This window comes from Rhodoferax sp. GW821-FHT07G04 (genome assembly GCF_059418585.1).
In genome coordinates, this window is record NZ_JBWKQD010000002.1 from 1,248,624 (window position 1) to 1,271,169 (window position 22,546).

The window sequence follows — 22,546 nt, forward strand, 5'->3', positions numbered from 1 at the left end:
GCAGCGCCTGCCGTATGGCCGGCGTCTGCCCCACCAGGTCTTTAGATCTTCTTGGCTTTCTCGAACGCTTCGTCGATGGTGCCGACCATGTAGAACGCCTGCTCGGGCAGGTGATCGCACTCGCCGTTCACGATCATCTTGAAACCACGGATGGTTTCGGACAGAGGAACGTACTTGCCGGGAGAGCCGGTAAACACTTCAGCCACGTGGAAAGGCTGGCTCAGGAAACGCTGGATCTTGCGGGCACGGGCCACAGCCAGCTTGTCTTCGGGAGCCAAGTCGTCCATACCCATGATGGCGATGATGTCGCGCAGTTCGCGGTAGCGCTGCAGCGTACCCTGCACGGCACGGGCCGTGTTGTAGTGGTCTTCACCCACCACATGGGGGTCCAGCTGACGGCTGGTGGAGTCCAGCGGATCCACAGCAGGGTAGATACCCAGCGAAGCGATGTCACGGGACAACACGACGGTGGAGTCCAAGTGAGCGAACGTCGTAGCAGGAGACGGGTCGGTCAAGTCATCCGCTGGCACATAAACGGCCTGGATGGAAGTGATGGAGCCCACCTTGGTGGAGGTAATACGCTCTTGCAGACGGCCCATTTCTTCGGCCAGTGTAGGCTGGTAACCCACGGCGGAAGGCATACGGCCCAAGAGTGCGGACACTTCGGTACCGGCCAGTGTATAGCGGTAGATGTTGTCCACGAAGAACAGAACGTCACGGCCTTCGTCACGGAAGGATTCGGCGATGGTCAGACCAGTCAAGGCCACACGCAGACGGTTGCCTGGGGGCTCATTCATCTGACCGTACACCATGGCCACTTTGGACTCGGACAGGTTCTCTTGAACCACAACCTTGGAGTCAGACATTTCGTGGTAGAAGTCGTTACCTTCACGGGTACGTTCACCCACACCGGCAAACACGGACAGACCGCTGTGTGCCTTGGCGATGTTATTGATCAACTCCATCATGTTCACGGTCTTGCCCACGCCGGCACCACCGAACAGACCGACCTTACCGCCCTTGGCGAACGGGCAGACCAAGTCAATCACCTTGATACCGGTTTCCAGCAGTTCTTGCGAAGGGCTCAGCTCGTCATAAGCGGGGGCCTTGCGGTGGATGGAAGCGGTCAGGGTCTGGTCAACGGGACCGCGCTCGTCGATGGGCGTGCCCAGCACGTCCATGATGCGGCCCAGCGTGGCCTTGCCCACGGGCACCATGATGGGGTTGGCGGTGTTCTTGACGATCATGCCGCGGCGCAGACCGTCGGAGGATCCCAGCGCAATGGTACGGACAATGCCGTCGCCCAGCTGCTGTTGCACTTCCAATGTCAGGGCAGAGCCGTCCATCTTGAGCGCGTCGTACACCTTGGGCATCTTGTCGCGTGGGAATTCCACGTCAACCACAGCGCCAATACACTGAACAATCTTTCCCTGAACGCCTGCGTTCACACTTGCTTGAGCCATTTTGTTTGCTCCAAAAATAAATTCGTTAAACCGCTGCACGTGACCGTGAGGTCACACTGCCGCTGCGCCGGCCACAATTTCCGAAAGTTCTTTCGTAATTGCCGCCTGCCGCGTTTTGTTGTAGACCAGTTTGAGTTCGGCGATCACGTTGCCCGCATTGTCGGTAGCCGCCTTCATGGCGACCATGCGTGCAGCATGTTCAGAGGCCATGTTTTCGGCAACCGCCTGGAACACCATGGCTTCTGCGTAGCGCACCAGCAATTCGTCGATAACCGTCTGTGCGTCGGGTTCGTAGATGTAGTCCCAGTTGGACTGGCCGCCACTGGCCTTGGTCTCGCTGGCCATCTTCTCGGCCGACAGCGGCAACAGCTGCTCCACCACAGGGTCTTGCTTCATGGTGCTGACAAACTTGTTGTAGCACAGATAGACAGCACTGACTTCGCCCTTGGCGTAGGCATCCAACAAGGTCTTGACCGGTCCGATCAGCTTGTCCAGGTGCGGCTTGTCACCCAGATGGGTTACTTGCGACACGAGCTTGGCGCCAATACGGCTGAGAAAACCCACGCCCTTGCTGCCGATACCCACGGTCATCGGCGATTTGCTTGCCGACTGGATATCACGCAGCTTGCCGGTCACAGCGCGGAACAGATTGGTGTTCAACCCACCGCACAAACCCTTGTCCGTGGACACCACGATGAAGCCCACCGACTTGGCGTCGTTGGTCTTCATGAAGGCGTGCACATACTCAGGGTTCGCCTTGCCCAGGTTGGCGGCAATGTTGCGGACCTTTTCGCTGTAAGGACGGGCGGCGCGCATGCGCTCCTGCGCCTTGCGCATCTTGGACACGGAAATCATTTCCATGGCCTTGGTGATCTTCTTGGTGTTTTCCACCGATTTGATCTTGGTGCGTAGTTCCTTGCCTGATGCCATAGTTGCCTCTTTTGCTTAGACGGATTCGTAACGTGAAGTAGACAGTTGAGTCTTACAGTTGCGAATCAAGCAAACGACTTCTTGAAGGCACCGACGGCAGCCAGCAATTCCGCTTCCGCGTCTTTGTCCAGCGCCTTGGATGTCTCGACCTTGGCCAACAGGGCAGCGTGCTTGTCCTTCAGGTAAGCGTGCAGACCGTGTTCGAAGTCCAGAATCTTCTTGACTTCGACGTCGTCCATGAAACCCTTGTTCACGGCAAACAGCGAGGCGCTCATCATGCTGATGGACAGCGGGCTGTATTGCTTTTGCTTCAGCAGTTCGGTCACGCGGGCACCGCGGTCCAGCTGCTTGCGGGTGGCTTCGTCCAGGTCGGAGGCGAACTGCGCGAACGCAGCCAATTCACGGTACTGGGCCAAGTCGTTACGGATACCGCCGGACTGACCCTTGACAACCTTGGTCTGCGCGGCAGAACCCACGCGGGACACCGAGATACCGGCGTTGATCGCGGGACGGATACCGGCGTTGAACAACGAGGTTTCCAGGAAGATCTGGCCATCGGTAATGGAGATCACGTTGGTCGGCACGAAGGCGGACACGTCGCCAGCTTGCGTTTCGATGATAGGCAGTGCGGTCAAAGAACCGGTCTTGCCCTTGACTTCACCCTTGGTGAAGGCTTCGACGTACTCGGCGCTCACGCGGGCGGCACGCTCCAGCAGACGGCTGTGGAGGTAGAACACGTCACCAGGGTAGGCTTCGCGGCCTGGTGGGCGGCGCAGCAGCAGGGACACTTGGCGGTAAGCCACGGCTTGCTTGGACAGGTCGTCGTACACGATCAGCGCGTCTTCGCCGCGGTCGCGGAAGTATTCGCCCATCGTGCAGCCGGAGTAGGCCGACACGTATTGCATCGCTGCGGATTCGGAAGCGGAGGCTGCCACGACGATGGTGTATTCCATCGCGCCGGCTTGTTCCAGGGCACGCACCACGTTCTTGATCGAAGAAGCCTTTTGGCCGATCGCAACGTAGATACAGGTCATGTCCTGACCCTTTTGGTTGATGATGGTGTCGATCGCCACGGCAGTCTTGCCGGTCTGGCGGTCACCAATGATCAACTCGCGCTGGCCACGGCCCACGGGCACCATGGAGTCGATGGACTTCAGACCCGTTTGCATGGGTTGGTCCACAGACTTACGGGCGATAACGCCGGGCGCAACCTTTTCGATCACGTCGGTCATCTTGGCGTTGATAGGGCCTTTGCCGTCGATGGGCTGACCCAGGGCGTTGACCACGCGGCCTTTGAGCTCGGGGCCCACGGGCACTTCCAGAATACGGCCGGTGCACTTGACAGTGTCGCCTTCGGAGATGTGCTCGTACTCACCCAAGATCACGGAACCGACCGAGTCGCGCTCCAGATTCAGGGCCAGACCGTAGGTGGGCAGACCATCGCTACCGGCCGGGAATTCCAACATTTCGCCCTGCATCACGTCGGACAGGCCGTGGATACGGACGATACCGTCGGTCACGGACACCACGGTGCCTTGGTTGCGAATGTCGCTGGACGCGGCCAAGCCTTCGATGCGGCTCTTGATCAGTTCAGAAATTTCTGCTGGATTGAGTTGCATGACTCTTTCCTTCTTTCGTTAAATTAGGCCAACTGCCAGGGCTTGCGCCTCAAGCAGTAAGAGCTACTTTCATTTGTTCCAAACGGGCTTTGACGGAAGTGTCGAGCACCTCGTCGCCGACCACCACGCGAATGCCGCCGATGAGCTCGGGTTGCAGCACAACAGAGGTGTTGAGCTTGCGACCAAAACGCTTCTCCAGCATCTGGGCTACCTCAGCCAATGCGCTTCCTTCAATGGGGAAGGCGCTGTAGACCACCGCATCGCTGGAACCACTTTGTGCGTTTTTCAGCGCGCGAAACTGGTGGGCGATTTCCGGCAAGGCACCCAGGCGACCGTTTTCAATGACGGTGCGCAGGAAGTTCTTCGCCTGGTCGGGCAGGGCCGTCTTGGCCACCGAGGCAACCAGATCAAAAACCTGGTTCACAGTGACCTTGGGGCTGTCGGCAAACTGCTGCAATTGCGCGTTTTGCGCAATCACACCGAGTTCATCCACCCATTGGGCTGCGGTCGAAAGGTCGGATGCGGACGCCTTGAACAGCGCTTCCGCATACGGCCGGGCAATGGTGGCAAGTTCAGCCATGGTGACCTCTTACAGCTCAGTCTTCAGACGACCAAGCAGATCGGCGTGCACGCCAGCATTGACTTCCTTGCGGAGAATCTGCTCGGCACCCTTGACGGCCAAGGCGGCGACCTGCTCACGCAGGACTTCACGGGCCTTGATCGTCTGCTGATCTGCTTCCGCTTTGGCAGCGGCGATGATCTTGTTAGCCTCTTCGGTGGCTTTGGCTTTCGCCTCTTCCACCAGAGCCTGGCCGCGGCGCTCGGCGTCGGCCAAGCGGGCTGCGGATTCGGTACGCGACTTGGCCAACTCGTCTTCGACGCGCTTGTTGGCGTCGGTCAAGTCTTTCTTGGCCCGGTCGGCGGCCGCCAGGCCGTCGGCGATTTTGCCCACACGTTCGTCCAATGCGGCAGCGATGGGCGGCCACACGAATTTCATCGTGAACAGCACCAACAATGCGAAGACGATGGCTTGCGCTATCAGCGTTCCATTAATGTTCACAATAAGTCTCCTAGTGCGAGTTTGTCGACCAGGAATTACTTAGCAGCGGCAGCAGCCAGGGCGCGAACGATTTGAGCGATGAACGGGTTGGCAGTAGCAAACCACAGAGCAATACCGGTACCGATAATGAAAGCCGCGTCAATCAGACCAGCCAACACGAACATCTTGGTTTGCAGTTCGCCCATCAGTTCAGGCTGGCGAGCAGCAGCTTCGAGGTACTTGCTACCCATGATGCCGATACCGATACAAGCACCCAAAGCGCCCAGACCAATGATCAAACCAGCGGCCAGAGCTGCAAAACTAATAACTTCCATGATTTACTCCTAAAGAACTAAAGAAAATAACAAAAACAAACGGAAAATTAATGCGCGTCATGCGCCTGCCCGATGTAGACCAAGGTCAACATCATGAACACGAATGCCTGCAGCAGAATGATGATGATGTGGAACACGGCCCACACCCATCCGGCGAGCACGTGCAACGCCATCAACATCAGCGACCCGGAGGGGTCTTCAGCGAAGGCCCAAGAGCCTCCCAGCAGTGCAATCAGCATGAACACCAGCTCACCGGCGTACATATTGCCAAACAGTCGCATACCGTGCGAAACCGTCTTGGCAGTAAAGGAAATCAGTTGCTCGGCGACGTTCACCACCGCCAGAATCACCGCAAACAAAGGGTTCTTGCTGGTGCCGAACGGCGCAGAAACCAGCTCATGGGCCCAGCCGCCCAGTCCCTTGATCTTCATGTTGTAGAACAGGCAGATCAGCAAGACCGACACCGACATACCCATGGTGATCGACAAGTCAGCGCTGGGCACTATGCGCAAGAAGGCATGCTCATGGCCGGATGCCGTCTGCCAGACCAAGGGCAGCAAATCCAAGGGCAGCAAGTCCATGGCGTTGAGCAGGAAAATCCACACAAACACAGTCAGCGCCAGCGGCGACACCAACTTGCGGCTGTTGGCGTTGTGGACGATGGACTTGGCTTGGCCATCCACCATCTCGATCAGGATTTCGACCGCAGCCTGGAAACGGCCGGGCACGCCGGATGTTGCCTTGCGGGCAGCCTTCCACAGGAAGAAGCAGCCCAGCAGACCCAGGGTGATGGAGAAAAACAGGGAATCAATGTTGAAGACCGAAAAATCAACGATCTCGGTCTGGGGCTTGTTTTGCCAATGCGTCAGGTGGTGAACAATGTATTCACTGGCTGTGGGTGCTTCGTGCGCTACTTCGGACATATTCTCAACTCTTTAAAGCTCTTAAATCTGTTTAGGCTTGGGGCGCTTCAGCAGCGCCAACCAATACATCTTCAAAGTCACAACCAGGCCGGCCAACAAGGCCAACCAGTTCAAATTTTCAATCAGTCGCGGCGCAGCGGCGAGCATCGCAATGCTGACCACCAACTTGACCGCTTCCCACAAAAAGAAACCAAAACTTGCCGTGGCTGCGTGCAGCGACGAAAACCGGCTCATCAACCCGCGGGCAAACAATGCCGCCGGGATTATCGCCGCCAACGCCCCATAGGCCGCCGACCAAGCAGCCACAGCACCTGAGACACCCCAGGCCACCAAAGCCACCGACAAACCCGCCACGCACTGCAAACCGACAATCCACCAGGGCGACAACGCAGGGGCCCGCTCGCGCAGGGCCTGCGCTTCTTGCGCCGTCAGGGACTTGAAATCCTGATCCTCAGGCCCATCTGCGTCGTCAAAGCCCGTGTTACCAAGCTTGTTACCACGGTGCCCAAGCGCCATTTTCGCCATCTCTGTTTACAGCCAGTTTACACACCGGTTACATCTTGCAACCGCGGCAAAGCCTCTGATTATACGTAGAAACCCGCAACGGACCCCAAAAATTTTAGCGGCGATGGGCGTTCGGCCCCATCTTGGGTACTGCCGGGCCGGCCATGCTTGCCCCTTTTGGTGCAGACCGACTGGCGCACAACGATAATTCGCCCATGCACCAACTGCCCCCTCTGCCCTGCTATTTGAATGGCGAATTCACGCTGCTGCCCGACGCCAAGATCAGCGTCATGGACAGGGGATTCATTTTTGGCGATGGTGTTTATGAAGTCGTACCCGTCTACGCCGGACGGCCCTTCCGCTTTGCACAGCACATGGCCCGGCTGGCGCGCAGCCTGCGCGAATTGCGCCTGCCGAATCCGTTGACCGAGACGCAGTGGCTGGACGTCGTATCCAATTTGATAGCGCGCTACGCAGATTCCACGGGGACTGGCGTCGAAGGCAGCGACCAGCTCGTCTACATCCAGATCACCCGCGGCGTGGCGATGCGCGACCACGCCATGCCCGAGTCCATCACGCCCACCGTCTTTGCGATGACCAACCGCATGGTGCTGCCATCGTCCGCGCAGCGCGCCCAGGGCGTGGACTGCGTGAGCGCCGACGACTTCCGTTGGGAAAAAGCCCATATCAAGAGCACCAGCCTGCTGGGCGCAGTGTTCGCCCGTCAGATCAGTCTAGACGCCGGTGCTGTGGAGACGGTGATGTTCCGCGACGACTACCTGAGCGAAGCCTCATCCAGCAATGTCTGGGTCGTCAAGGACGGCACGGTCCTGGGCCCGCCCCGCGACAACCTGGTGCTGGAGGGCATCCGCTACAGCCTGATCGAAAAATTGTGCCGCGACGTTGGCCTGCGCTTTGAGCTGCGCCGCATCCACCGCGACGAGGTGCTGGCCGCCGACGAGCTGCTGCTGTCCAGCGCCACCAAGGAGGTGCTGCCCGTGACCCGCCTGGACGGCCGCCCCGTCGGCAAGGGCATGCCCGGCCCGGTCTATGGCGCGCTGTATGCCGGCTACCAGGCCGCCAAGCAAGCGCCAAGCACCCACGGCGACCCGGCCAGCGCGGCCACCTTGCAAGCCGCTGCCTGAGCCTCCATCTGAACCACCGGCCGCTCCCTTTCATCCGAACATTGCCATGACATCTTCTGCCACCCCTCCATCCGCCTCGCCCGAGGACGCCCCTGCTTCACGCAAGGATTCGCTGATCGAATACCCCTCGCTGTTCCCCATCAAGGTCATGGGCGTGAAGACGGACGGCCTGGTCCAGGCCATCACCCATGTGGCCCACCAGTTTGACCCCAGCTTTGACGCCAGCACCATTGAGCTGCGCGAGAGCAAGGGCGGCAACTACCTGGGTGTGACCATCACCGTGACCGCCACCAGCCGCGAGCAACTGGACGAGCTGTACCGCACGCTGTCGACGCACCCCATGGTCAAAGTGGTGTTGTGACCATAGACATCCGCCACCTCGGCCGCGTGGACTACGAACCCACGTACGCCGCCATGCAGGCCTTCACCAGCAAAAGAAGCATCCATCCCTCGTCGGATATAGGCGATCAGCTATGGATTTGTGAGCACCCTCCGGTTTTCACGCAGGGATTGGCGGGCAAGGCGGAGCACATCTTCATGCCCGGCGATATTCCCGTGGTGCAGACCAACCGCGGCGGCCAGGTGACCTTCCACGGGCCGGGTCAGGTGGTGGGCTATCCGCTGATCGACCTCAAGCGCGCGGGTTATTTCGTCAAGGAATATGTCTACCGGATTGAAGAAGCGCTGATCCGCACGCTGCTGTACTTTGGCGTCACCGGGCACCGCGTGGCCGGGGCGCCGGGGATTTATGTGCGGCTGGATGATCCCTTTGGTCACACTCCCCTGGAGCAGCGGCCGAAGAAAGTAGAGCGCGCTGCGGAATTGGGGTCAGAGCCGATCCGCTTCGCTGCCGGATCCGACCCCCATTCCTCCGGACCGCTGCCATCGGCACAGAATCAACCCAACTTCACCGGCTTGGGCAAGATCGGCGCCCTGGGCATCAAGGTCAGCCGCAACTGCACCTACCACGGCGTGTCGTTGAACGTGGACATGGACCTGGAACCCTTCTCCCGCATCAACCCGTGTGGGTATTCCGGGCTGCAAACGGTGGACCTTTCTACAATCGGGGTATCCGTTGGCTGGGCCGAAGCCGCCGACGTCCTGAGCCAAAAGCTTGCAACCTACCTGGCGCCCTGACCGCCACCGCACTGCGCAGAGCACACCAAGAGCACTATGAACACGCCCACCACTGCCACCACACCCGGCCCCAGCAACACCACCGTGCGTGAAGCGCAGTCGCAACAGGATTACGACCCTAGCGCCAAGCAAAAAGCGGCCGCCAAACTGTCGCGTATTCCGGTCAAAGTGGTGCAGGGCGAGGTGCTGAAGAAGCCGGACTGGATCCGCGTGCGGGCCGGCTCACCCACCACCCGCTTCTACGAAATCAAGGACATCCTGCGCCAGAACAAGCTGGTGACGGTGTGTGAAGAAGCCTCCTGCCCCAACATCGGCGAATGCTTTGGCAAGGGCACGGCCACCTTCATGATCATGGGTGACAAGTGCACGCGGCGCTGCCCCTTCTGCGACGTGGGCCACGGCCGCCCCGATCCGCTGGATGTGAACGAGCCCGAGAACCTGGCCAAGACCATTGCCGCGCTCAAGCTCAAATACGTGGTCATCACCAGCGTGGACCGCGACGACCTGCGCGACGGCGGCGCCCAGCATTTCGCCGACTGCATCACCCGCATCCGCGAACTCTCGCCCGGCACCCAGATCGAGGTGCTGGTGCCTGACTTCCGCGGCCGCGACGACCGCGCGCTGGGCATCTTGAATGCCGCGCCGCCCGACGTCATGAACCACAACTTGGAAACCGCACCGCGCCTGTACAAGGAAGCACGCCCCGGCTCCGACTACCAGTTCAGCCTGAACCTGCTGAAGAAATTCAAGGCCCTGCACCCCGGCGTGCCCACCAAGAGCGGCATCATGGTCGGCCTGGGCGAGACCGACGAAGAGGTACTGCAGGTCATGCAGGACATGCGCGACCACGACATCGACATGCTGACCATAGGCCAGTACCTGGCGCCCTCCACGTCGCACCTGACCGTGAAACGCTATGTGCACCCCGACACCTTCAAGATGTTCGAGGCCAAAGCGTATGAAATGGGCTTCAAGCACGCCGCCGTGGGTGCCATGGTGCGCTCCAGCTACCACGCGGACCAGCAGGCGGGGCACGCGCTGGCTACACCCGCCGGCTAATGGCCGTCATTGATTTGCTGCTATTTTTATAGCGTCTCGTGCTTATTTCACGAGGGCTATCGCTGAATGGCCATTAAGGCAACATCCAGCTACTGGGCCTTTCCGCCCTGCAGGCCTGCCGCGGCTCCACCGGCGTTCAGGCCCTTGCCGGCCCCACCGCCACCGCCACTACCGTGGGCGACGCTCCCATCGCCACCCGGTTTGACGGCTGGCAACAACATGCCCTCCTGGGCTTTGCCAGCCGCACCGCTCTTGGCCGCCGTGCCGTCACCGCCGGCCTTGCGCATGTCCTGGCCTTCGCCCTTGTTGTCGCCCAGGCCCGCGTTCACCAGTTTGTTTTTGTCGGCGCCTCGTTCAACCGCCGTGGGGCAGGCCAACTTCTTGTGGGCGGCGTGGGGCATAGGCAGGCCGGAAGCCCAGGCCGTGCTGGCGCACGCGCCAGCGGCAGCCACCATCACCAGAGGCAAGCATTTGCGTAGTAGTACAGACATTTGAAAATCTCCTTGGGGTGGGTGAAAAAACAAGACGTCGGCTGACTTACTTGGGGACTTTGGGGGTGCCCATTGTGCCCACGGGCATGCGTGGCATGGACGGAGACAGCATCGGGGGCGTGGCCGGGTTCATGCGAACCGGCGCGGGTGCGACGTCGACCTTGACGGGGCTGGCCGCTGTGACCGTGCAAACGTTGACCTTGTCCTCGGTGCCCACGTATACGTGGATGAAGTGCGGCCCCACGGTGTCAAACGTGAAGCTGGTCGGCAGCGTCATGGGGAAGGAACTGACCAATCCCAGATCCATGTAGGGCGACTTGATGCCGCCGTAGACATGGCATTTCTTGCCGGGGTCCAGCGTGCCGTCCAGCTTGATCGTGACTGGCTCGCCGACCTTGGGTGTCATGGTGCTGGGGGTAATTCCGCTGATATTGCCGCCGGGGGCACCCACGTCCACCTTGACGGAGCCAGTACCGCTTTGCGTGCACAGGTTGTCTGGGTCGGTTGTGCCGGGGTAGACGTGGATGTAGTGCGTGCCGGGGGTGTCAAACGAGAACGTAGTGGGCAGCGTCACGGGCAGGGAGCTGATCAAACCCAGATCCTTGTACGGAGACACCGTGCCACCGGCAATGTGGCAGCTCTTGCCGGGTTGCAGACTGCCGTTCACCGTGATGGTGATGGGCTCGCCGACCTTGGGCTTCAGGTTGCTGGCGGTCAGCGAGGTGATGTTGCCATTGGACGCGGCCTGGGCATAGCCCACGGCCAGCAGGCCCAGAGTCAATAGCGTGTTGCGAAAAGCGGTGTTCATGTTTTTCTCCAAATAGGTAATCGATCGTCTGGGGCACTCGCACTTGCTGGCGTCCCATTCCATCCATGAGTCGGTGTGTGAGGCGGCGGGGTTCAATGGGATTCAGCGGAATTCCAAGGCCCTCGCCCGGCACAAGCCCCATGGGCAGTGGGCTCGGATACACAAGACGCATGCCAATACAAATAGTCAACAAAATCAAATAGTTACGAATTTTCTGGCGCACGCCTCTGTCGGGTTTGACCGACAGGCACGGTGGCACGCGGCCATAAACCCATTGCCTGTGGGCACTTACGCTGTCCGTCAAAGCCGACAACACACCACCGCTCAGCGGAAGAAGGTCTGGAAGGCGCCCGTGGCCATCACATCCACCTCGATGGCATGGGCGCTGGGGGCGGCCAGATCGACGATGGCGTGCTCCGGCACGGCATAGAAGTCGCGGATAGTGCCCCAGGCACTCTGGTTGCGGGCGCAGAGCTCACTGTCTATGCCGTCCAGCACCTGGCGCGCCAGACGGCTGGCGCTGTCCACATCCAGGGCGCTGACAAACCGGTCCCCCTTGCGGGTGAAGCCGGCATCCAGCATGCGTGTGCAGAGGGTGTCCCACAGCTTGCGGCAGCGCACGAAGGAGTGCGCCTCGCGGTCCAGGCTGATGATGATGGCGGTAGCTGTTGCCATGGTGAAGGCCGGTTTGGCACCCACCTTATTTCAGGGGTTTGCCATTGGGCAGATTGCCCGCAGGACCTATGGGCTGAGGCGTCGTCCTGATGGGTGTGGCAACGATGGGCAAGGCCAGCGTCTGCTTCTTCACCTCTACGAAGATGGGCGCGCTGTACGAGACGCAGTCCCCCGAGGGGCTGGACAGCGAATCCGTCCCCAGCCAGTACACCACGTAGTAGCCCTCTTTGGCGGCCACAAAGCTGGCGGTGCGTGGCCAGGCATCGGCGGGCGCAAAGGTCTTGACCGTGCTGATGACCGCGTTTTGGGACACGTTCATCACCTCGCGGTACTCGGTCACGATGCGCCGGGGGTGTTCGCATTGGCCGCTTCCTTCCACCACCACAGCAACGGTCTGACCGACCTGGGTCTTGGTGGGTGTGGCCGTGATGCCGGTCACCTTGCCGGGCTCCGTGACGGTCAGGGAGCTGTCGGGCACGTCCGTGCGCGAGCCGCAGCGTTCGGCCAACGACGGGCCCATCACCTCGGCAACGGAGGGGAAGTATTTGCCGCCCTTGGCGTACTTGTGGGTCTTTTGCAAGGGCATGGACGATGCGCCGTAGCCGAAGTCAAATTCGGCCACCATTTCACTGGTGTCGCCCCAGTTGATCTTGAAGTTTTTGCAAACGCCCATGCCGGTCACCGTCAGCGTCACATCCTTGTTGACGCCTATGGTGTGGGTGGACAGTTTGGCGGCGACGAAGCCGGGGGAATAGCCCGGGGGCAGCGGATCTGCGATCGCGGGGCTTGCGATCAGCGCAGTGGTCATGGCAATAGCTATTGCAGCGGCGAGAGGTGTCTGGGTGGTCATGGGTGTGCTCCGTATTTCCGCCAAACCGCTGGCGGGTTCCGGTGCTGAGTCGAACCGCCTGCGGGTTTGGTTCAATCTTGGGAGCAGGCCACGTGCACTCCGGCCCTTTGCGGCAGCCGCTTCACAGGCCACGGAGCGGCTTGCTACTTATTTGGTAGCAATATGTGCATATTCGACAAGGGCTAGCGGCCAGTTTTTCTAAAACCCCCTCCGGCTACAGCGCCCCCAGCAGCGCCACCAGGTCGCGGGCTTCCTGCTCCGTCAAGCGCAGGGCCGTGCGTTCGGTGTGGCCCACGGCGGCGACCGGCGCCCGCACATAGTGCTGCACCACATCGGCCAGCGACGCGAGCTGCCCGGCATGCATGTACGGCGGGCGCAGTGTCACGCCACGCAGGCCTGGCGTCTTGAACGCGCCCTCCAGCGCCGGGTCGCTGGTGGCCATGAAGCGCAGCTCCTGGCACTGCGCGGGCTTGGCGTCGCTGTAGGGGCCCAGGCAGTTGAAAACATCGTCCCGCACGGTGGCCGTCGCTGCTGCACGGCCACGGTCCAGTTGCGCCGCACCGCGGGGTGGCACGCCGGTGTTGTGGAAGTGCTGGTCCGTCAGCAAGGGCCCGTTGTGGCAGGTCACGCACTGGCCCTTGCCGATGAAGGTGCGCAGGCCGTTGACTTCCGACGGCGTCAGTGCCGCCGCCTGTGCCGCGCCATCGCCCTGGAGCAAGGCCTCCACATACCGGTCCAGCCGTGATGCGGGGGGCGCCAGCGTGGTCTCGAAGGCGGCGATGGCCTTGCCGATGTTGGCAAACACGCGGTTGATGCCGGACTGGGCTGTGGCGTCCAGGTTCTTCCACGCCAACTGCTGTGCAGGCGTGCCCGTGGGCCCGGCGTCCGGCGGCACGCGGGACAGATCGGGCAGGGCCTGGAACACGGCCTCGTACTCCGCGCGGTAGTGCGCGCGCACCAGGTGGGCATAGCGGGTGCGGTTGCCGCCATGCTCCACGGCATCCTCCAGCGGGCCTAATGCTTGAGACCACAGGCTGTCCTTGCGGCCATCCCAAAACAGCCAGGGGCTGTAGGCGGCACCCGCCAGTGGCATGGACCGTCGGCTGCCCTGGCCCACGCCACGGGCCATGGGCAGCCCATCCTGGAACCGCTTCTGCGGGTCATGGCAGGTGGCGCAGGACACGGCGCCGTTGCCGCTGAAGCGCACGTCGCTGAACAGGCGCTTGCCCAGCGCAGCGGCGGCTGGCAGATCGGCGAACGCGTTGGACGGATCGCGGGGCAGTGGCGGCAGCTGGCTCAACCGCAAGGACGCCAACACGCGGATGTCTGCGGCACTCCAGTTGTCTGCATGGGTCGGCGCGGCTTGGCGCGTGCCGGCGGCAGAGCCGGCCACCAAAGGAAGGACCAGCGCCAGGGCTACACCCAGCCTCCCCACCCCCTGTAGCGCGAATCGCATGGCGCGGTCTGAGGGCATGCAGCTCAACGCGCCGCAGCGGGCGCGGCGACCACGGTGTTGAAGGTCACCTTGTCCGAGGCCTCAGGCGTCTGGATGGCGAGCTTGATCTCCCACCAGCCCGTCATGCTGAACTTCATGCCTTCCATCAGATACAGGCCGTCCCCCAGCTCTTGTGTCACCTGGGGCTGTGTGGGCAGGCCGTGGCCGTGCTCGGGCATGCCACCGTCCACACCGATGCGGGCATGGGCCACTGGCAGGCCTGTGGGCGACGTGAGCTTGATCTTCCAGCTGTGGATCTGGTTGATGGCGGGCGGCGTGGCCGGGGGTTCCAGCGACACCACGAATCGCTTGTCGGCGCTGGCGTGGGTCAGCGACACATCCAGGTCCGCAGGGGGCGTGGAGCAGGCAGCCAGGCCCACCACCAGGGTGGCAAGACCGGCCGCGCGCGCCAGGTTTCGGTACAACAACATAGGTATTCAACTCCTCAGAAAAAAGATGGGGCGCCGCACCAGCAGCAACAGCGCCAGGCAAGCACCCGCAATACCGTCAAAGGCCAGACAAAAGCCCGGCCACCACATTGGCACCACCGGGTTGGCGATGGCGTGGTGGTGCACGCTGTCCAGCACGCCATGCCCCAGCAGCGCCACCACCGCCCACCACAGGCTGGTGCGAAAACCCATGACCGCCAACACGGCAAAGGCAACCGCCACCAAGGACTCTTGCCACAGCGTGCGCGCCGATCCACTCGCCGGCACATCCGCCGATAAGCCCATGGCCGCAAACAGCACGTAGTAGCTGGCAACCGCCACCGCCAGCAGTGGATAGAACGCGCGCTGCCGCCCCAGGCCCACCGCATGGCCCAGGCCCACGCAGACCAGCGACAACAACACCCCCACGCCGTACTCCACGGTTCAGACCCTGTGCCGTGTTGCGGTGCCTAGGCCGGCAAAGCCACGCACTGCGGTGCGGCTTGCACAGGCCCATCAGAAACTGCGGCAGCCTGCCGCACAAAGAACAGCGACAGCCGGGCTACCACCTGCGGCACCGCCTCCAGCGGCACCCAGTGCCCGCAGTCCGGTAGGTGCACGACCTGCTGCGCGCAAAAGCGCTCGGCAAAGGCCTTGTCGACATAGGGATCGTGGTCGCCCCACAGCACCAGCGAGGGGCGGGACGCGGCCAGCGCACGCAGGCGGTCGTCCCAGCCGGCAAAGTCGCGCGGGTCCAGCGCGCGGTACAGGCGCAGCACCATGCGCTGCATGGCCGGCGTGATACGGGCGTAGGTGGCCTCGATCTGCGCGTCGCTGAGCGCGCGGGAGCCGCGGCGCAACTCCCACGCAAAGGCCCAGCGGTTGGTCAGCCACTGCACCAGCTCGCCCAAGAGCGGCGTGCGCCACGCTCGGGCCACCCAATGCCAGCGGTAGTCGGCCGAAAAGACGGTGTTCAAAATGACCATGGAGCGCAGTTGGTGCGGATGCTTCACCGCCCAGGCCAGACCATAGGGGCCGCCAATGTCATGCACCACCAGGTGGATGGGCTCGGTAATACCCAAGACCTGCAGCAGATCATCGACAAAACCAGCCACCCCATCCAGCGAGAAATCAAAGTCCGCCGCCACCGTGGACGCGCCAAAGCCCGGCAGGTCCGGCGCAATGCAGCGCACCTGGTGGCGGAGCCCCTCCATGACACCGCGCCACACGTCGGACGAATCCGGGTTGCCGTGCAGAAACAGCGTGGGAACGCCACGGCCCTGCTCCACCACGTGGATGCGGCAATGGCGTACGGTTACGGTGTGCTGGAGCATGGCATGGACGATATCCCGCACCCCAGTGGCAGAATGGACAATCTAACCGCATTTTTTGCCAACCCGGAGTTTGCTCCCATGCCGCCCCTGTCCAATGCCCCCAGCGCCACCACCCGCGACATTGCCGTGCTGGGTTTTGACGGCGTGCAGACGCTGGACGTGGTGGGCCCCATGGAGGTCTTTGCGCTGGCCAACCGCTATGCCAAAGCCAGCCCGGCGCCCTACCGCGTGGTACTGGCCTCGCCCACCGGCGGGGCCATCCACACCCATGCCGGGCTGCAGTTGGCCGGGTCTACTGCGTTGGTGGACCTGCCCCAGAAGCTGGACACGCTGGTCATTGCCGGCGGCAGCGAGGTGGCGTTGCGTGCGGCCATTGCCGACCCCGTACTGATGGGCAGTCTGACCGCGCGCGCCCCGCACACGCGGCGCATGACCAGCGTCTGCGTGGGGGCCATCGTGCTGGCTGCGTCGGGTCTGCTCGACGGCCGGCGCGCCACCACGCACTGGGAATACTGCGGCCTGATGCAAGAGATGTTCCCCACCGTGCAGGTGGAGCCCGATGCCATTTTTGTGGCTGACGCGCCCTTCTACACGTCGGCCGGCGTCACGGCAGGCATTGACTTGAGCCTGTCGCTGGTGGAGGCCGACTGCGGCTCGGCCGTGGCCCTGGCCGTGGCGCGCAACCTGGTGCTGTTCATGCGCCGGCCGGGCGGCCAATCGCAGTACAGCGCGGGCCTGCAGTTGCAAGCCGCCGCCACACCCAGCCTGCGCAAGCTAGTGACCGCCATCGTGGAAGACCCGCGCGGCGACCTGCGCGCGCCGGCGCTGGCCGACCGGGTGGGCATGAGCGAACGCACCTTCCAGCGCGTGTTCCGCAAGGAGACCGGTCTGACACCGGCGCATTTCGTGGAGGCCGCACGCGTGGACCGCGCCAAGGCCTTGCTGGAAACTTCGCACTGGCCACTGGAGCGGGTGGCATCGCGCGCCGGCTTTGGCAGCATGGACGCGTTGCACCGCGCCTTCCACAAGCGCGTGGGGGTCACGCCGGGGCTGTACCGGGAGCGCTTTGGGCCGGTGGCGTCCGCCTAGGCGCGAAGCATGAACCCGCGACCACTCCTGTTTTGATAGCTACACAAGTCCATTTGACGAGGGATAGTGGCACTTTTTATTGTCAATGCTCAGTTGGCTGCCTCAAAAAACCCAATATGGGTATAAATTAGCCTCCACGGGCCCTCGGCGACTCTAGCGGGCTGCAGGCTTGGCGAAGCCGCCCTCGGCCCAGGCCACGGCGCTACTGCGGTTGAGCTTGAAGTTGGGTGCCACGCGCACCTCAGCCAAGACCGCGTCACCATCGTCCCGGGCGCTCAAGACCGCGGAGGGGTTTTCCTCATCGGGTTCGATATCCAGGTGCACGGTGATGCGGGCCTCGCCCACGGTGATGGCAATGCTCTGGTGCAGCGACGCGTGCAGTTGCTGCTCGCTGCGGCGCACGAATTCGCTGGCGGTCTTGACCAGGGTGCTGAAGGCGGGGCCGTCCAGCGGCTTGGGGTTCTTCTTGTCGCGGCCCATGGTCCAGGGGCCGACCAGTGCAGGCTCGGCCGCGCCGTCCTTGGTCATGGCCACAGCCCAGCCGTCGTCGTCTTCGTTCTTGATGACGCTGGCGGTCCAGCCGGCGTCGCGCCACAGGCGGGGCTCTTGGATTTTGGAGGATTCTTCTGTATCGGTATCGGTCACGGCAAGGGCATTGGGTTGCAAAAGAAGGCCAGGCAACGATTGCGCCTGGGGAGCGTGGATGCTACCCGACCGCCATGGCCGCGGGCGCACTGCATGGCGCCACGACACCAAGCGGCTTTGAATAAAAGCCCCGTAGCCCTCGTCGGATTTACAGACAGCGCTACAAATAGCGCAGCAAGCTTAACCGTCCGCCAGCACCTGCGCCGGGTCTTCGGCATCGCGCACGCGCAGCGCCCAGGGCGCGAGCTTGCTGGTGTCGGAGCGCAAGATCTCCTGCTTGACAGCCAAAATTTGCGCCGGGTGCATGGAGAAGCTGCGCAGGCCCAGGCCCAGCAGCAGCCGGGTCAGGCCCACATCGCCCGCCATCTCGCCACACACGCTGACGCTCTTGCCCTGGGCGCGGCATTCGGCAATGGTGTCGGCCACCAGGCGCAGCACGGCAGGGTGCAGCGGGTCATACAGGTGGGCCACAGACTCATCGGCCCGGTCGATGGCCAGCGTGTACTGGATCAAATCGTTGGTGCCGATGGACAGGAAATCAAAATACTTCAGGAACAGGCGCAGGCTCAGCGCAGCGGCCGGTATCTCGATCATCGCACCGAGCTTGACCGGGCCATAGGCCACACCACGGTTGTCCAGCATGGCGCGGGCATGGTCCAGGTGGGCCAGGGTCTGGCGGATCTCGCGCGCGTGGGCCAGCATGGGTACCAGCAGGTGCACCTTGCCGTGCGCCGCGGCGCGCAGGATGGCGCGCAGCTGCGTCAGGAACATGGCCGGCTCGGACAGGCTCCAGCGGATAGCACGCAGGCCCAGGGCGGGGTTCAGGTGGGCGTCGTCGCGCACGGAGTCGTCCAGCGGCTTGTCGGCCCCCACGTCCACGGTGCGTATCGTCACCGGCAGGCCCTGCATGCCTTCGACGGCGCGCTTGTAGGCCTGGTACTGCTCTTCTTCACCGGGCAGGCGGCCCTGGCGGCCCATGAACAAAAACTCGCTGCGGAACAGGCCCACACCCACGGCACCGGCCTTCAGCGCCACGGGCGCATCCTCCGGCATTTCGATATTGGCCAGTAGCTCCACCTTCTCGCCATCCATCGTGACCGAGGGGGTGTGCAGCAGGCGCTGCAGGCGGCCGCGCTCCAGCTCGCGCTGGCGCTGCTTGAAGCCGTATTCGGCCAGGATGATGGGTGACGGGTCGACGATGACGACACCCGCGTCGCCATCGATGATGACCCAGTCGTCCTGGCGCACCAACTGGCTGGCCAGGCGCGCGCCAACGACGGCGGGGATGTCCATGCTGCGCGCCACGATGGCGGTGTGCGAGGTCTTGCCACCTACATCGGTGATGAAGCCGGCGAACACGCTTTGCTTGAACTGCAGCATGTCGGCCGGCGACAGGTCGTGCGCGATCAGGATCAGCGGCACATCGACCGTGTCGTCCAGCAGCAGGTCTTGCTGCGAGGCCTTGCGGCCGGCACGCTGGTGCTGCTGGGCCACCACCGGCGAGGTGTTGCCCTTCATGGCACGCAGCACGCGCTCGACGATCTGCTCCAGGTCGGCCTTGCGCTCGCGCAGGTACTCGTCCTCCATCTCGTCGAACTGGCGGGCGATGATTTCGAGCTGCGTGGTCAGCGCCCATTCGGCGTTGTACAGCCGCTCGGTGATCCAGTGCTTGACGCCGCCCACCAGGTCATCGTCCTGCAGCAGCATCAGGTGCACGTCGAGCAGCGCGCCCAACTCGTGCGGCGCCTCCTTGGGGCCCATCTGGGCAATGCTTTCCTGCAGGCGGTGGATTTCGTCAATGACGGCATTGCGCCCCATGCGCACCCGGTCGATCTCGGCTTCAACCTCATGGGCCTCGACAAAATAGTGGGCCACGTCCACGCGGCTGGACGCCACCAGCACCGCGCGGCCAATGGCCACGCCGCGGGATACGTTGAGGCCGTGGATCGCGAATGTCATCTGAGAACCCTACTCGCCCTCTCCGAACTTGTCGGCAATTATGGCTAGTAGGGCATCCATCGCCTCTTGCTCGCGGTCGCCTTCGGTATCGATGACCACTTCAGAGCCCAGGCCCGCGGCCAGCATCATGACACCCATGATGCTCTTGGCATTGACGCGGCGTTCGCCTTTGGCGATCCACACTTCGCAAGGGAAGCTGCCGGCCAGCTTGGTCAATTTGGCCGATGCGCGGGCGTGCAAACCCAGTTTATTGCTGATGGTCGTGGTGGCTTTTATCATGCGGTTTACGGGTTTGGTTTTGGGGTGCGGTCACCGCGACTTGCATGATGCATTGGGCGCCGCCCGACAGGGCGCGGGCCACCAGAATGTCCAGCGGCTCATGGCGGTAGTTGACGGTGCGCAATAGCATGGGCAGGTTGACACCGGCCACCAGTTTGGCGTGCACGCCATCGACCACCTTTTGCGCCACATTGCACGGGGTGGCGCCAAACACATCGGTCAGCACCAGGGTGTTGGGCGCGCCCAGTTGCTGCAGCAGGTCTTGCGCGGCGGCGAGCGTGGTCTCGGTGGGCGCGTTGGGCAGTACATCCAGCGCCAGCACGCCGTCTGCGGTTTCCGGGTAGACATGCAACACGCATTCGCGCAAGGCACTGGCCAGCGGTGCGTGGGCAATGATGAGGATTCCGGTGTTCATAGACGGGTATTGGAGTCGATTATGGCCGCTTTGCCAACGCACGCCCCGCTTGCGCCGCAGTGCCCCTAGGGTAGGCGTAGCTCAGAAAACAACAGTTCGGTTTTCTCTTTGTCCAGGCGGGCCCCATAGACGGCTACATGGTAGATGTCTGGCCCGCGGGTCAGCCAGGCCAGTTGGGCCTGCACCGCACTGCCATCGGGGCGTTTGCCCTCCAGCGCCTCGACGGTGAAGACCTGCAGCGGCGCAGCGCCGCCGCCATCCGCGGGCGACGTGCCGGCACGGGCTTGGCCCGGTAGCGGTTTGGCCAGTGGCAGGGACTGGCTGCTTTGTATTGCGCCTGCCTGCACCGCGGCCAGCGTGGCTTGGCGCCAGGCTACTTGGATCAGCCCCACCTGTGCGGCCTCTTGCACCCGCACATGGCTGACCGCGTACAGCGCGCCATCAGCCTCGCAGCCCGACATTTGCATGGACGCTCTGACCGGGCCCAGTTGCACCGGACGCTCGGCATGGTCGGGCTTGCAGGGGAGCATGGCGACGAGGTCCTCCACCGGCACCTCGCGCCAATTCAGAGCGGGGCTGCAGGCGACGGCCAGCCACGCGGTCGCAGCCAGCACGCCAAGCGTGGGCAGGCGCCCACTGCTGCGCACCGTCACTTCAGCGCGCCAAAGACCTTGGTCAGGATGGCGCTGCCATAGCCCACCGGGTTCTGGCGGATTTTCTTTTCCTCTTCGGAGATCATCAGGAACAGGCCATCCAAGGTTTTATGGGTGACGTATTGCTGGATGTTGGCGTCTTCCTTCTTCACCAGCCCAAAGTCTGCCGCCTTGCCGGCCACCTCGTTGTATTTGTCGGCCAGGCCCACCTTCTCGGTCGCCTTGGTCACCACCGGCAAAAAGGTCTGGGTCAGCCCCGGGCGCGTCTTGGATGCAAAGAAGTCGGTGACGGCCGTGTCGCCACCGGTCAGGATGCCCTTGGCGTCGTTAACGCTCATGGTCTGCACCGCATGGCTGAGCAGACCCTTGGCCTGGGGCACAGCGGCCTCTGCGCCACGGTTCATCGCCGTGACCAGCTCGTCAACCCGGCCACCCTGGCCAAAGCGGCGCAGCAGGTTGGCGGCGTCGTTCAGGGCGCCGGGCAGGTTGATGCGCACGCGCTCATTGCCCAGGAAGCCGTTTTCCACCCCCAGGATGCCAATGGCCGATAGCGCGCCTTTTTCCAATGCCTCTTTCAAGCCCTTGGTGGCATCGGTGTTGCTCAGGTCGGCCAGACTCAGCGCATAGGCCTGCTGCCAGGCGCTGGCGCTGAGTAACGCGATCCAAGACGCGGAATGGGCGGTAAATTGTCGGCGGTCCATAGCGGGCGGGTTCTCCGGTATCAGTCTTTGCGGAAGGCGTCGTGGCAGGTCTTGCAGGTGCCGCCGACACCGCCCACGGTGGCTTTGATGTTGTCCAGGCTGCCCGTCTTGGCTGCTGCAGCGAATTTGGTCATTTCGGCCTGCATCTTGTCGGCGTATTCGTTGAACTTGGCCTTGTCGGTCCAGATTTCGGGTTTGGCCCGGTTTTCACGGCCTTTGTCGGTCCCATCACCAAAGCCGGCCCAGGGCAATTTGGAGGTGAATTCAGCGACGGCGGCACTATCGGCGGCCACTTTGGCATCAAACGGTGCCTTGCCTGCCGCCATGGCGGCCACACGGCTGAAGTTTTGCTGCATCACGAACAAGGCACTTTGGCGGTATTTGATCGCGTCATCGGGCTTGGCGAATTGCGCGGAAGCGGGAATCGCGACCAGGGTGGCTGCGCCAGCAAGGGCGAGGGAAGCAAAAATCTTCATGGTGTATGCCTGTAAAGAAGAGTTGAAACGAAACCGCCAATAGAGTCTATGCGGGGCGAAAGGTTTAGGCTATCTTAGGCGATTAGGGTATTCA

At 62.6% G+C, this 22,546-nt stretch carries 28 protein-coding genes; 5 read left to right on the forward strand and 23 right to left on the reverse strand.

Annotated elements, in window-relative coordinates:
- Positions 1-41 precede the first annotated feature (41 nt).
- The 8 genes from atpD to AC07OO_RS14970 form a co-directional block, all read right to left on the reverse strand.
- Positions 42-1,463: a F0F1 ATP synthase subunit beta gene (atpD, locus tag AC07OO_RS14935; protein WP_495082880.1), complete on the reverse strand. Its 1,422-nt coding sequence runs from the start codon at positions 1,461-1,463 to the stop codon at positions 42-44.
- 51 nt (positions 1,464-1,514) lie between these two features.
- Positions 1,515-2,393, reverse strand: a complete 879-nt coding sequence (atpG, locus tag AC07OO_RS14940; protein WP_495082881.1) for a F0F1 ATP synthase subunit gamma — start codon at positions 2,391-2,393, stop codon at positions 1,515-1,517.
- A 65-nt stretch (positions 2,394-2,458) separates the two neighbouring features.
- Positions 2,459-4,012 (reverse strand): F0F1 ATP synthase subunit alpha, encoded by a 1,554-nt coding sequence (gene atpA, locus AC07OO_RS14945; protein WP_495082882.1) that lies wholly within the window; start codon positions 4,010-4,012, stop codon positions 2,459-2,461.
- A gap of 49 nt (positions 4,013-4,061) precedes the next feature.
- Entirely contained in the window at positions 4,062-4,592 is a 531-nt protein-coding gene (locus AC07OO_RS14950) for a F0F1 ATP synthase subunit delta (protein ID WP_495082883.1), read from the reverse strand.
- A gap of 9 nt (positions 4,593-4,601) precedes the next feature.
- Complete coding sequence (locus tag AC07OO_RS14955; RefSeq protein WP_495082884.1) at positions 4,602-5,072, reverse strand: F0F1 ATP synthase subunit B; 471 nt, start codon at positions 5,070-5,072, stop codon at positions 4,602-4,604.
- A gap of 35 nt (positions 5,073-5,107) precedes the next feature.
- Positions 5,108-5,386, reverse strand: a complete 279-nt coding sequence (atpE, locus tag AC07OO_RS14960; RefSeq protein WP_495082885.1) for a F0F1 ATP synthase subunit C — start codon at positions 5,384-5,386, stop codon at positions 5,108-5,110.
- Positions 5,387-5,433: 47 nt separating this feature from the next.
- Entirely contained in the window at positions 5,434-6,309 is an 876-nt protein-coding gene (gene atpB / locus AC07OO_RS14965) for a F0F1 ATP synthase subunit A (RefSeq protein ID WP_495082886.1), read from the reverse strand.
- A 21-nt stretch (positions 6,310-6,330) separates the two neighbouring features.
- Positions 6,331-6,825: an ATP synthase subunit I gene (locus AC07OO_RS14970; RefSeq protein WP_495082887.1), complete on the reverse strand. Its 495-nt coding sequence runs from the start codon at positions 6,823-6,825 to the stop codon at positions 6,331-6,333.
- A 203-nt stretch (positions 6,826-7,028) separates the two neighbouring features.
- Here AC07OO_RS14970 and AC07OO_RS14975 point away from each other — a divergent pair, with 203 nt between their 5' ends.
- Genes AC07OO_RS14975 through lipA form a run of 4 tightly spaced genes read left to right on the forward strand, consistent with a single transcriptional unit; the run spans position 7,029 to position 10,154 of the window.
- Positions 7,029-7,958, forward strand: a complete 930-nt coding sequence (locus AC07OO_RS14975) for a D-amino acid aminotransferase (RefSeq protein WP_495082888.1) — start codon at positions 7,029-7,031, stop codon at positions 7,956-7,958.
- A gap of 46 nt (positions 7,959-8,004) precedes the next feature.
- Positions 8,005-8,319 carry a YbeD family protein gene (locus AC07OO_RS14980; protein ID WP_495082889.1) on the forward strand — a complete coding sequence of 105 codons (315 nt, stop codon included), beginning with the start codon at positions 8,005-8,007 and terminating at the stop codon, positions 8,317-8,319.
- The gene (gene lipB, locus AC07OO_RS14985) at positions 8,316-9,095 is read left to right on the forward strand and encodes a lipoyl(octanoyl) transferase LipB (protein WP_495082890.1); all 780 of its coding nucleotides are present in this window, start codon (positions 8,316-8,318) and stop codon (positions 9,093-9,095) included. The genes AC07OO_RS14980 and lipB overlap by 4 nt, the downstream gene beginning before the upstream one ends.
- Positions 9,096-9,131: 36 nt before the next feature.
- Complete coding sequence (gene lipA / locus AC07OO_RS14990) at positions 9,132-10,154, forward strand: lipoyl synthase (RefSeq protein ID WP_495082891.1); 1,023 nt, start codon at positions 9,132-9,134, stop codon at positions 10,152-10,154.
- An 89-nt stretch (positions 10,155-10,243) separates the two neighbouring features.
- Here the strand turns inward: lipA and AC07OO_RS14995 are convergent, their stop codons facing one another.
- The 8 genes from AC07OO_RS14995 to AC07OO_RS15030 all read right to left on the reverse strand — a co-directional run bounded on the left by AC07OO_RS14995 (position 10,244) and on the right by AC07OO_RS15030 (position 16,235).
- Positions 10,244-10,645, reverse strand: coding sequence for a hypothetical protein (locus AC07OO_RS14995; RefSeq protein ID WP_495082892.1), 402 nt, complete (start codon positions 10,643-10,645; stop codon positions 10,244-10,246).
- 46 nt (positions 10,646-10,691) lie between these two features.
- Positions 10,692-11,453 carry a hypothetical protein gene (locus AC07OO_RS15000; protein ID WP_495082893.1) on the reverse strand — a complete coding sequence of 254 codons (762 nt, stop codon included), beginning with the start codon at positions 11,451-11,453 and terminating at the stop codon, positions 10,692-10,694.
- 324 nt (positions 11,454-11,777) lie between these two features.
- A complete protein-coding gene (locus tag AC07OO_RS15005) occupies positions 11,778-12,128 on the reverse strand; it encodes a hypothetical protein (RefSeq protein WP_495082894.1) in 351 nt (116 codons plus the stop codon).
- A gap of 25 nt (positions 12,129-12,153) precedes the next feature.
- Positions 12,154-12,978 (reverse strand): hypothetical protein, encoded by an 825-nt coding sequence (locus AC07OO_RS15010; protein ID WP_495082895.1) that lies wholly within the window; start codon positions 12,976-12,978, stop codon positions 12,154-12,156.
- 214 nt (positions 12,979-13,192) lie between these two features.
- Positions 13,193-14,452, reverse strand: coding sequence for a cytochrome-c peroxidase (locus AC07OO_RS15015; RefSeq protein ID WP_495082896.1), 1,260 nt, complete (start codon positions 14,450-14,452; stop codon positions 13,193-13,195).
- A 5-nt stretch (positions 14,453-14,457) separates the two neighbouring features.
- Positions 14,458-14,904 (reverse strand): FixH family protein, encoded by a 447-nt coding sequence (locus tag AC07OO_RS15020; RefSeq protein ID WP_495082897.1) that lies wholly within the window; start codon positions 14,902-14,904, stop codon positions 14,458-14,460.
- Positions 14,905-14,910: 6 nt separating this feature from the next.
- Positions 14,911-15,342, reverse strand: a complete 432-nt coding sequence (locus AC07OO_RS15025) for a hypothetical protein (RefSeq protein ID WP_495082898.1) — start codon at positions 15,340-15,342, stop codon at positions 14,911-14,913.
- 29 nt (positions 15,343-15,371) lie between these two features.
- A complete protein-coding gene (locus AC07OO_RS15030) occupies positions 15,372-16,235 on the reverse strand; it encodes an alpha/beta fold hydrolase (RefSeq protein ID WP_495082899.1) in 864 nt (287 codons plus the stop codon).
- 78 nt (positions 16,236-16,313) lie between these two features.
- Between AC07OO_RS15030 and AC07OO_RS15035 the strand changes: the two genes are divergently transcribed.
- On the forward strand, positions 16,314-17,324 hold the full coding sequence (locus AC07OO_RS15035; protein WP_495083361.1) for a GlxA family transcriptional regulator: 1,011 nt from the start codon (positions 16,314-16,316) through the stop codon (positions 17,322-17,324).
- A 153-nt stretch (positions 17,325-17,477) separates the two neighbouring features.
- On the opposite strand, the gene AC07OO_RS15040 is transcribed toward AC07OO_RS15035, so the two are convergent.
- The 7 genes from AC07OO_RS15040 to AC07OO_RS15070 form a co-directional block, all read right to left on the reverse strand.
- Entirely contained in the window at positions 17,478-17,969 is a 492-nt protein-coding gene (locus AC07OO_RS15040) for a hypothetical protein (protein ID WP_495082900.1), read from the reverse strand.
- 180 nt (positions 17,970-18,149) lie between these two features.
- On the reverse strand, positions 18,150-19,928 hold the full coding sequence (ptsP, locus tag AC07OO_RS15045; RefSeq protein ID WP_495082901.1) for a phosphoenolpyruvate--protein phosphotransferase: 1,779 nt from the start codon (positions 19,926-19,928) through the stop codon (positions 18,150-18,152).
- A 9-nt stretch (positions 19,929-19,937) separates the two neighbouring features.
- Positions 19,938-20,207, reverse strand: coding sequence for an HPr family phosphocarrier protein (locus AC07OO_RS15050; RefSeq protein ID WP_495082902.1), 270 nt, complete (start codon positions 20,205-20,207; stop codon positions 19,938-19,940).
- Complete coding sequence (locus AC07OO_RS15055; RefSeq protein ID WP_495082903.1) at positions 20,176-20,622, reverse strand: PTS sugar transporter subunit IIA; 447 nt, start codon at positions 20,620-20,622, stop codon at positions 20,176-20,178. Before AC07OO_RS15055 ends, AC07OO_RS15050 begins: the two co-directional genes overlap by 32 nt.
- Before the next feature lie 65 nt (positions 20,623-20,687).
- Entirely contained in the window at positions 20,688-21,275 is a 588-nt protein-coding gene (locus AC07OO_RS15060; protein ID WP_495082904.1) for a hypothetical protein, read from the reverse strand.
- Positions 21,272-21,976 (reverse strand): DUF4197 domain-containing protein, encoded by a 705-nt coding sequence (locus AC07OO_RS15065; protein WP_495082905.1) that lies wholly within the window; start codon positions 21,974-21,976, stop codon positions 21,272-21,274. Before AC07OO_RS15065 ends, AC07OO_RS15060 begins: the two co-directional genes overlap by 4 nt.
- Before the next feature lie 20 nt (positions 21,977-21,996).
- Positions 21,997-22,452 (reverse strand): c-type cytochrome, encoded by a 456-nt coding sequence (locus tag AC07OO_RS15070; protein ID WP_495082906.1) that lies wholly within the window; start codon positions 22,450-22,452, stop codon positions 21,997-21,999.
- Between the last annotated feature and the right edge of the window lie 94 nt (positions 22,453-22,546).

What these genes read in the sequence shown, in the direction of transcription:
- atpD (WP_495082880.1), bottom strand. Translation starts at nt 1,463, where the DNA reads ATGGCTCAAGCAAGTGTGAACGCAGGCGTTCAGGGAAAGATTGTTCAG.
- atpG (WP_495082881.1), bottom strand. Translation starts at nt 2,393, where the DNA reads ATGGCATCAGGCAAGGAACTACGCACCAAGATCAAATCGGTGGAAAAC.
- atpA (WP_495082882.1), bottom strand. Translation starts at nt 4,012, where the DNA reads ATGCAACTCAATCCAGCAGAAATTTCTGAACTGATCAAGAGCCGCATC.
- AC07OO_RS14950 (WP_495082883.1), bottom strand. Translation starts at nt 4,592, where the DNA reads ATGGCTGAACTTGCCACCATTGCCCGGCCGTATGCGGAAGCGCTGTTC.
- atpE (WP_495082885.1), bottom strand. Translation starts at nt 5,386, where the DNA reads ATGGAAGTTATTAGTTTTGCAGCTCTGGCCGCTGGTTTGATCATTGGT.
- atpB (WP_495082886.1), bottom strand. Translation starts at nt 6,309, where the DNA reads ATGTCCGAAGTAGCGCACGAAGCACCCACAGCCAGTGAATACATTGTT.
- AC07OO_RS14970 (WP_495082887.1), bottom strand. Translation starts at nt 6,825, where the DNA reads ATGGCGCTTGGGCACCGTGGTAACAAGCTTGGTAACACGGGCTTTGAC.
- AC07OO_RS14975 (WP_495082888.1), top strand. Translation starts at nt 7,029, where the DNA reads ATGCACCAACTGCCCCCTCTGCCCTGCTATTTGAATGGCGAATTCACG.
- AC07OO_RS14980 (WP_495082889.1), top strand. Translation starts at nt 8,005, where the DNA reads ATGACATCTTCTGCCACCCCTCCATCCGCCTCGCCCGAGGACGCCCCT.
- lipA (WP_495082891.1), top strand. Translation starts at nt 9,132, where the DNA reads ATGAACACGCCCACCACTGCCACCACACCCGGCCCCAGCAACACCACC.
- AC07OO_RS14995 (WP_495082892.1), bottom strand. Translation starts at nt 10,645, where the DNA reads ATGTCTGTACTACTACGCAAATGCTTGCCTCTGGTGATGGTGGCTGCC.
- AC07OO_RS15000 (WP_495082893.1), bottom strand. Translation starts at nt 11,453, where the DNA reads ATGAACACCGCTTTTCGCAACACGCTATTGACTCTGGGCCTGCTGGCC.
- AC07OO_RS15005 (WP_495082894.1), bottom strand. Translation starts at nt 12,128, where the DNA reads ATGGCAACAGCTACCGCCATCATCATCAGCCTGGACCGCGAGGCGCAC.
- AC07OO_RS15010 (WP_495082895.1), bottom strand. Translation starts at nt 12,978, where the DNA reads ATGACCACCCAGACACCTCTCGCCGCTGCAATAGCTATTGCCATGACC.
- AC07OO_RS15015 (WP_495082896.1), bottom strand. Translation starts at nt 14,452, where the DNA reads ATGCCCTCAGACCGCGCCATGCGATTCGCGCTACAGGGGGTGGGGAGG.
- AC07OO_RS15020 (WP_495082897.1), bottom strand. Translation starts at nt 14,904, where the DNA reads ATGTTGTTGTACCGAAACCTGGCGCGCGCGGCCGGTCTTGCCACCCTG.
- AC07OO_RS15030 (WP_495082899.1), bottom strand. Translation starts at nt 16,235, where the DNA reads ATGCTCCAGCACACCGTAACCGTACGCCATTGCCGCATCCACGTGGTG.
- AC07OO_RS15035 (WP_495083361.1), top strand. Translation starts at nt 16,314, where the DNA reads ATGCCGCCCCTGTCCAATGCCCCCAGCGCCACCACCCGCGACATTGCC.
- ptsP (WP_495082901.1), bottom strand. Translation starts at nt 19,928, where the DNA reads ATGACATTCGCGATCCACGGCCTCAACGTATCCCGCGGCGTGGCCATT.
- AC07OO_RS15050 (WP_495082902.1), bottom strand. Translation starts at nt 20,207, where the DNA reads ATGATAAAAGCCACCACGACCATCAGCAATAAACTGGGTTTGCACGCC.
- AC07OO_RS15055 (WP_495082903.1), bottom strand. Translation starts at nt 20,622, where the DNA reads ATGAACACCGGAATCCTCATCATTGCCCACGCACCGCTGGCCAGTGCC.
- AC07OO_RS15065 (WP_495082905.1), bottom strand. Translation starts at nt 21,976, where the DNA reads ATGGACCGCCGACAATTTACCGCCCATTCCGCGTCTTGGATCGCGTTA.
- AC07OO_RS15070 (WP_495082906.1), bottom strand. Translation starts at nt 22,452, where the DNA reads ATGAAGATTTTTGCTTCCCTCGCCCTTGCTGGCGCAGCCACCCTGGTC.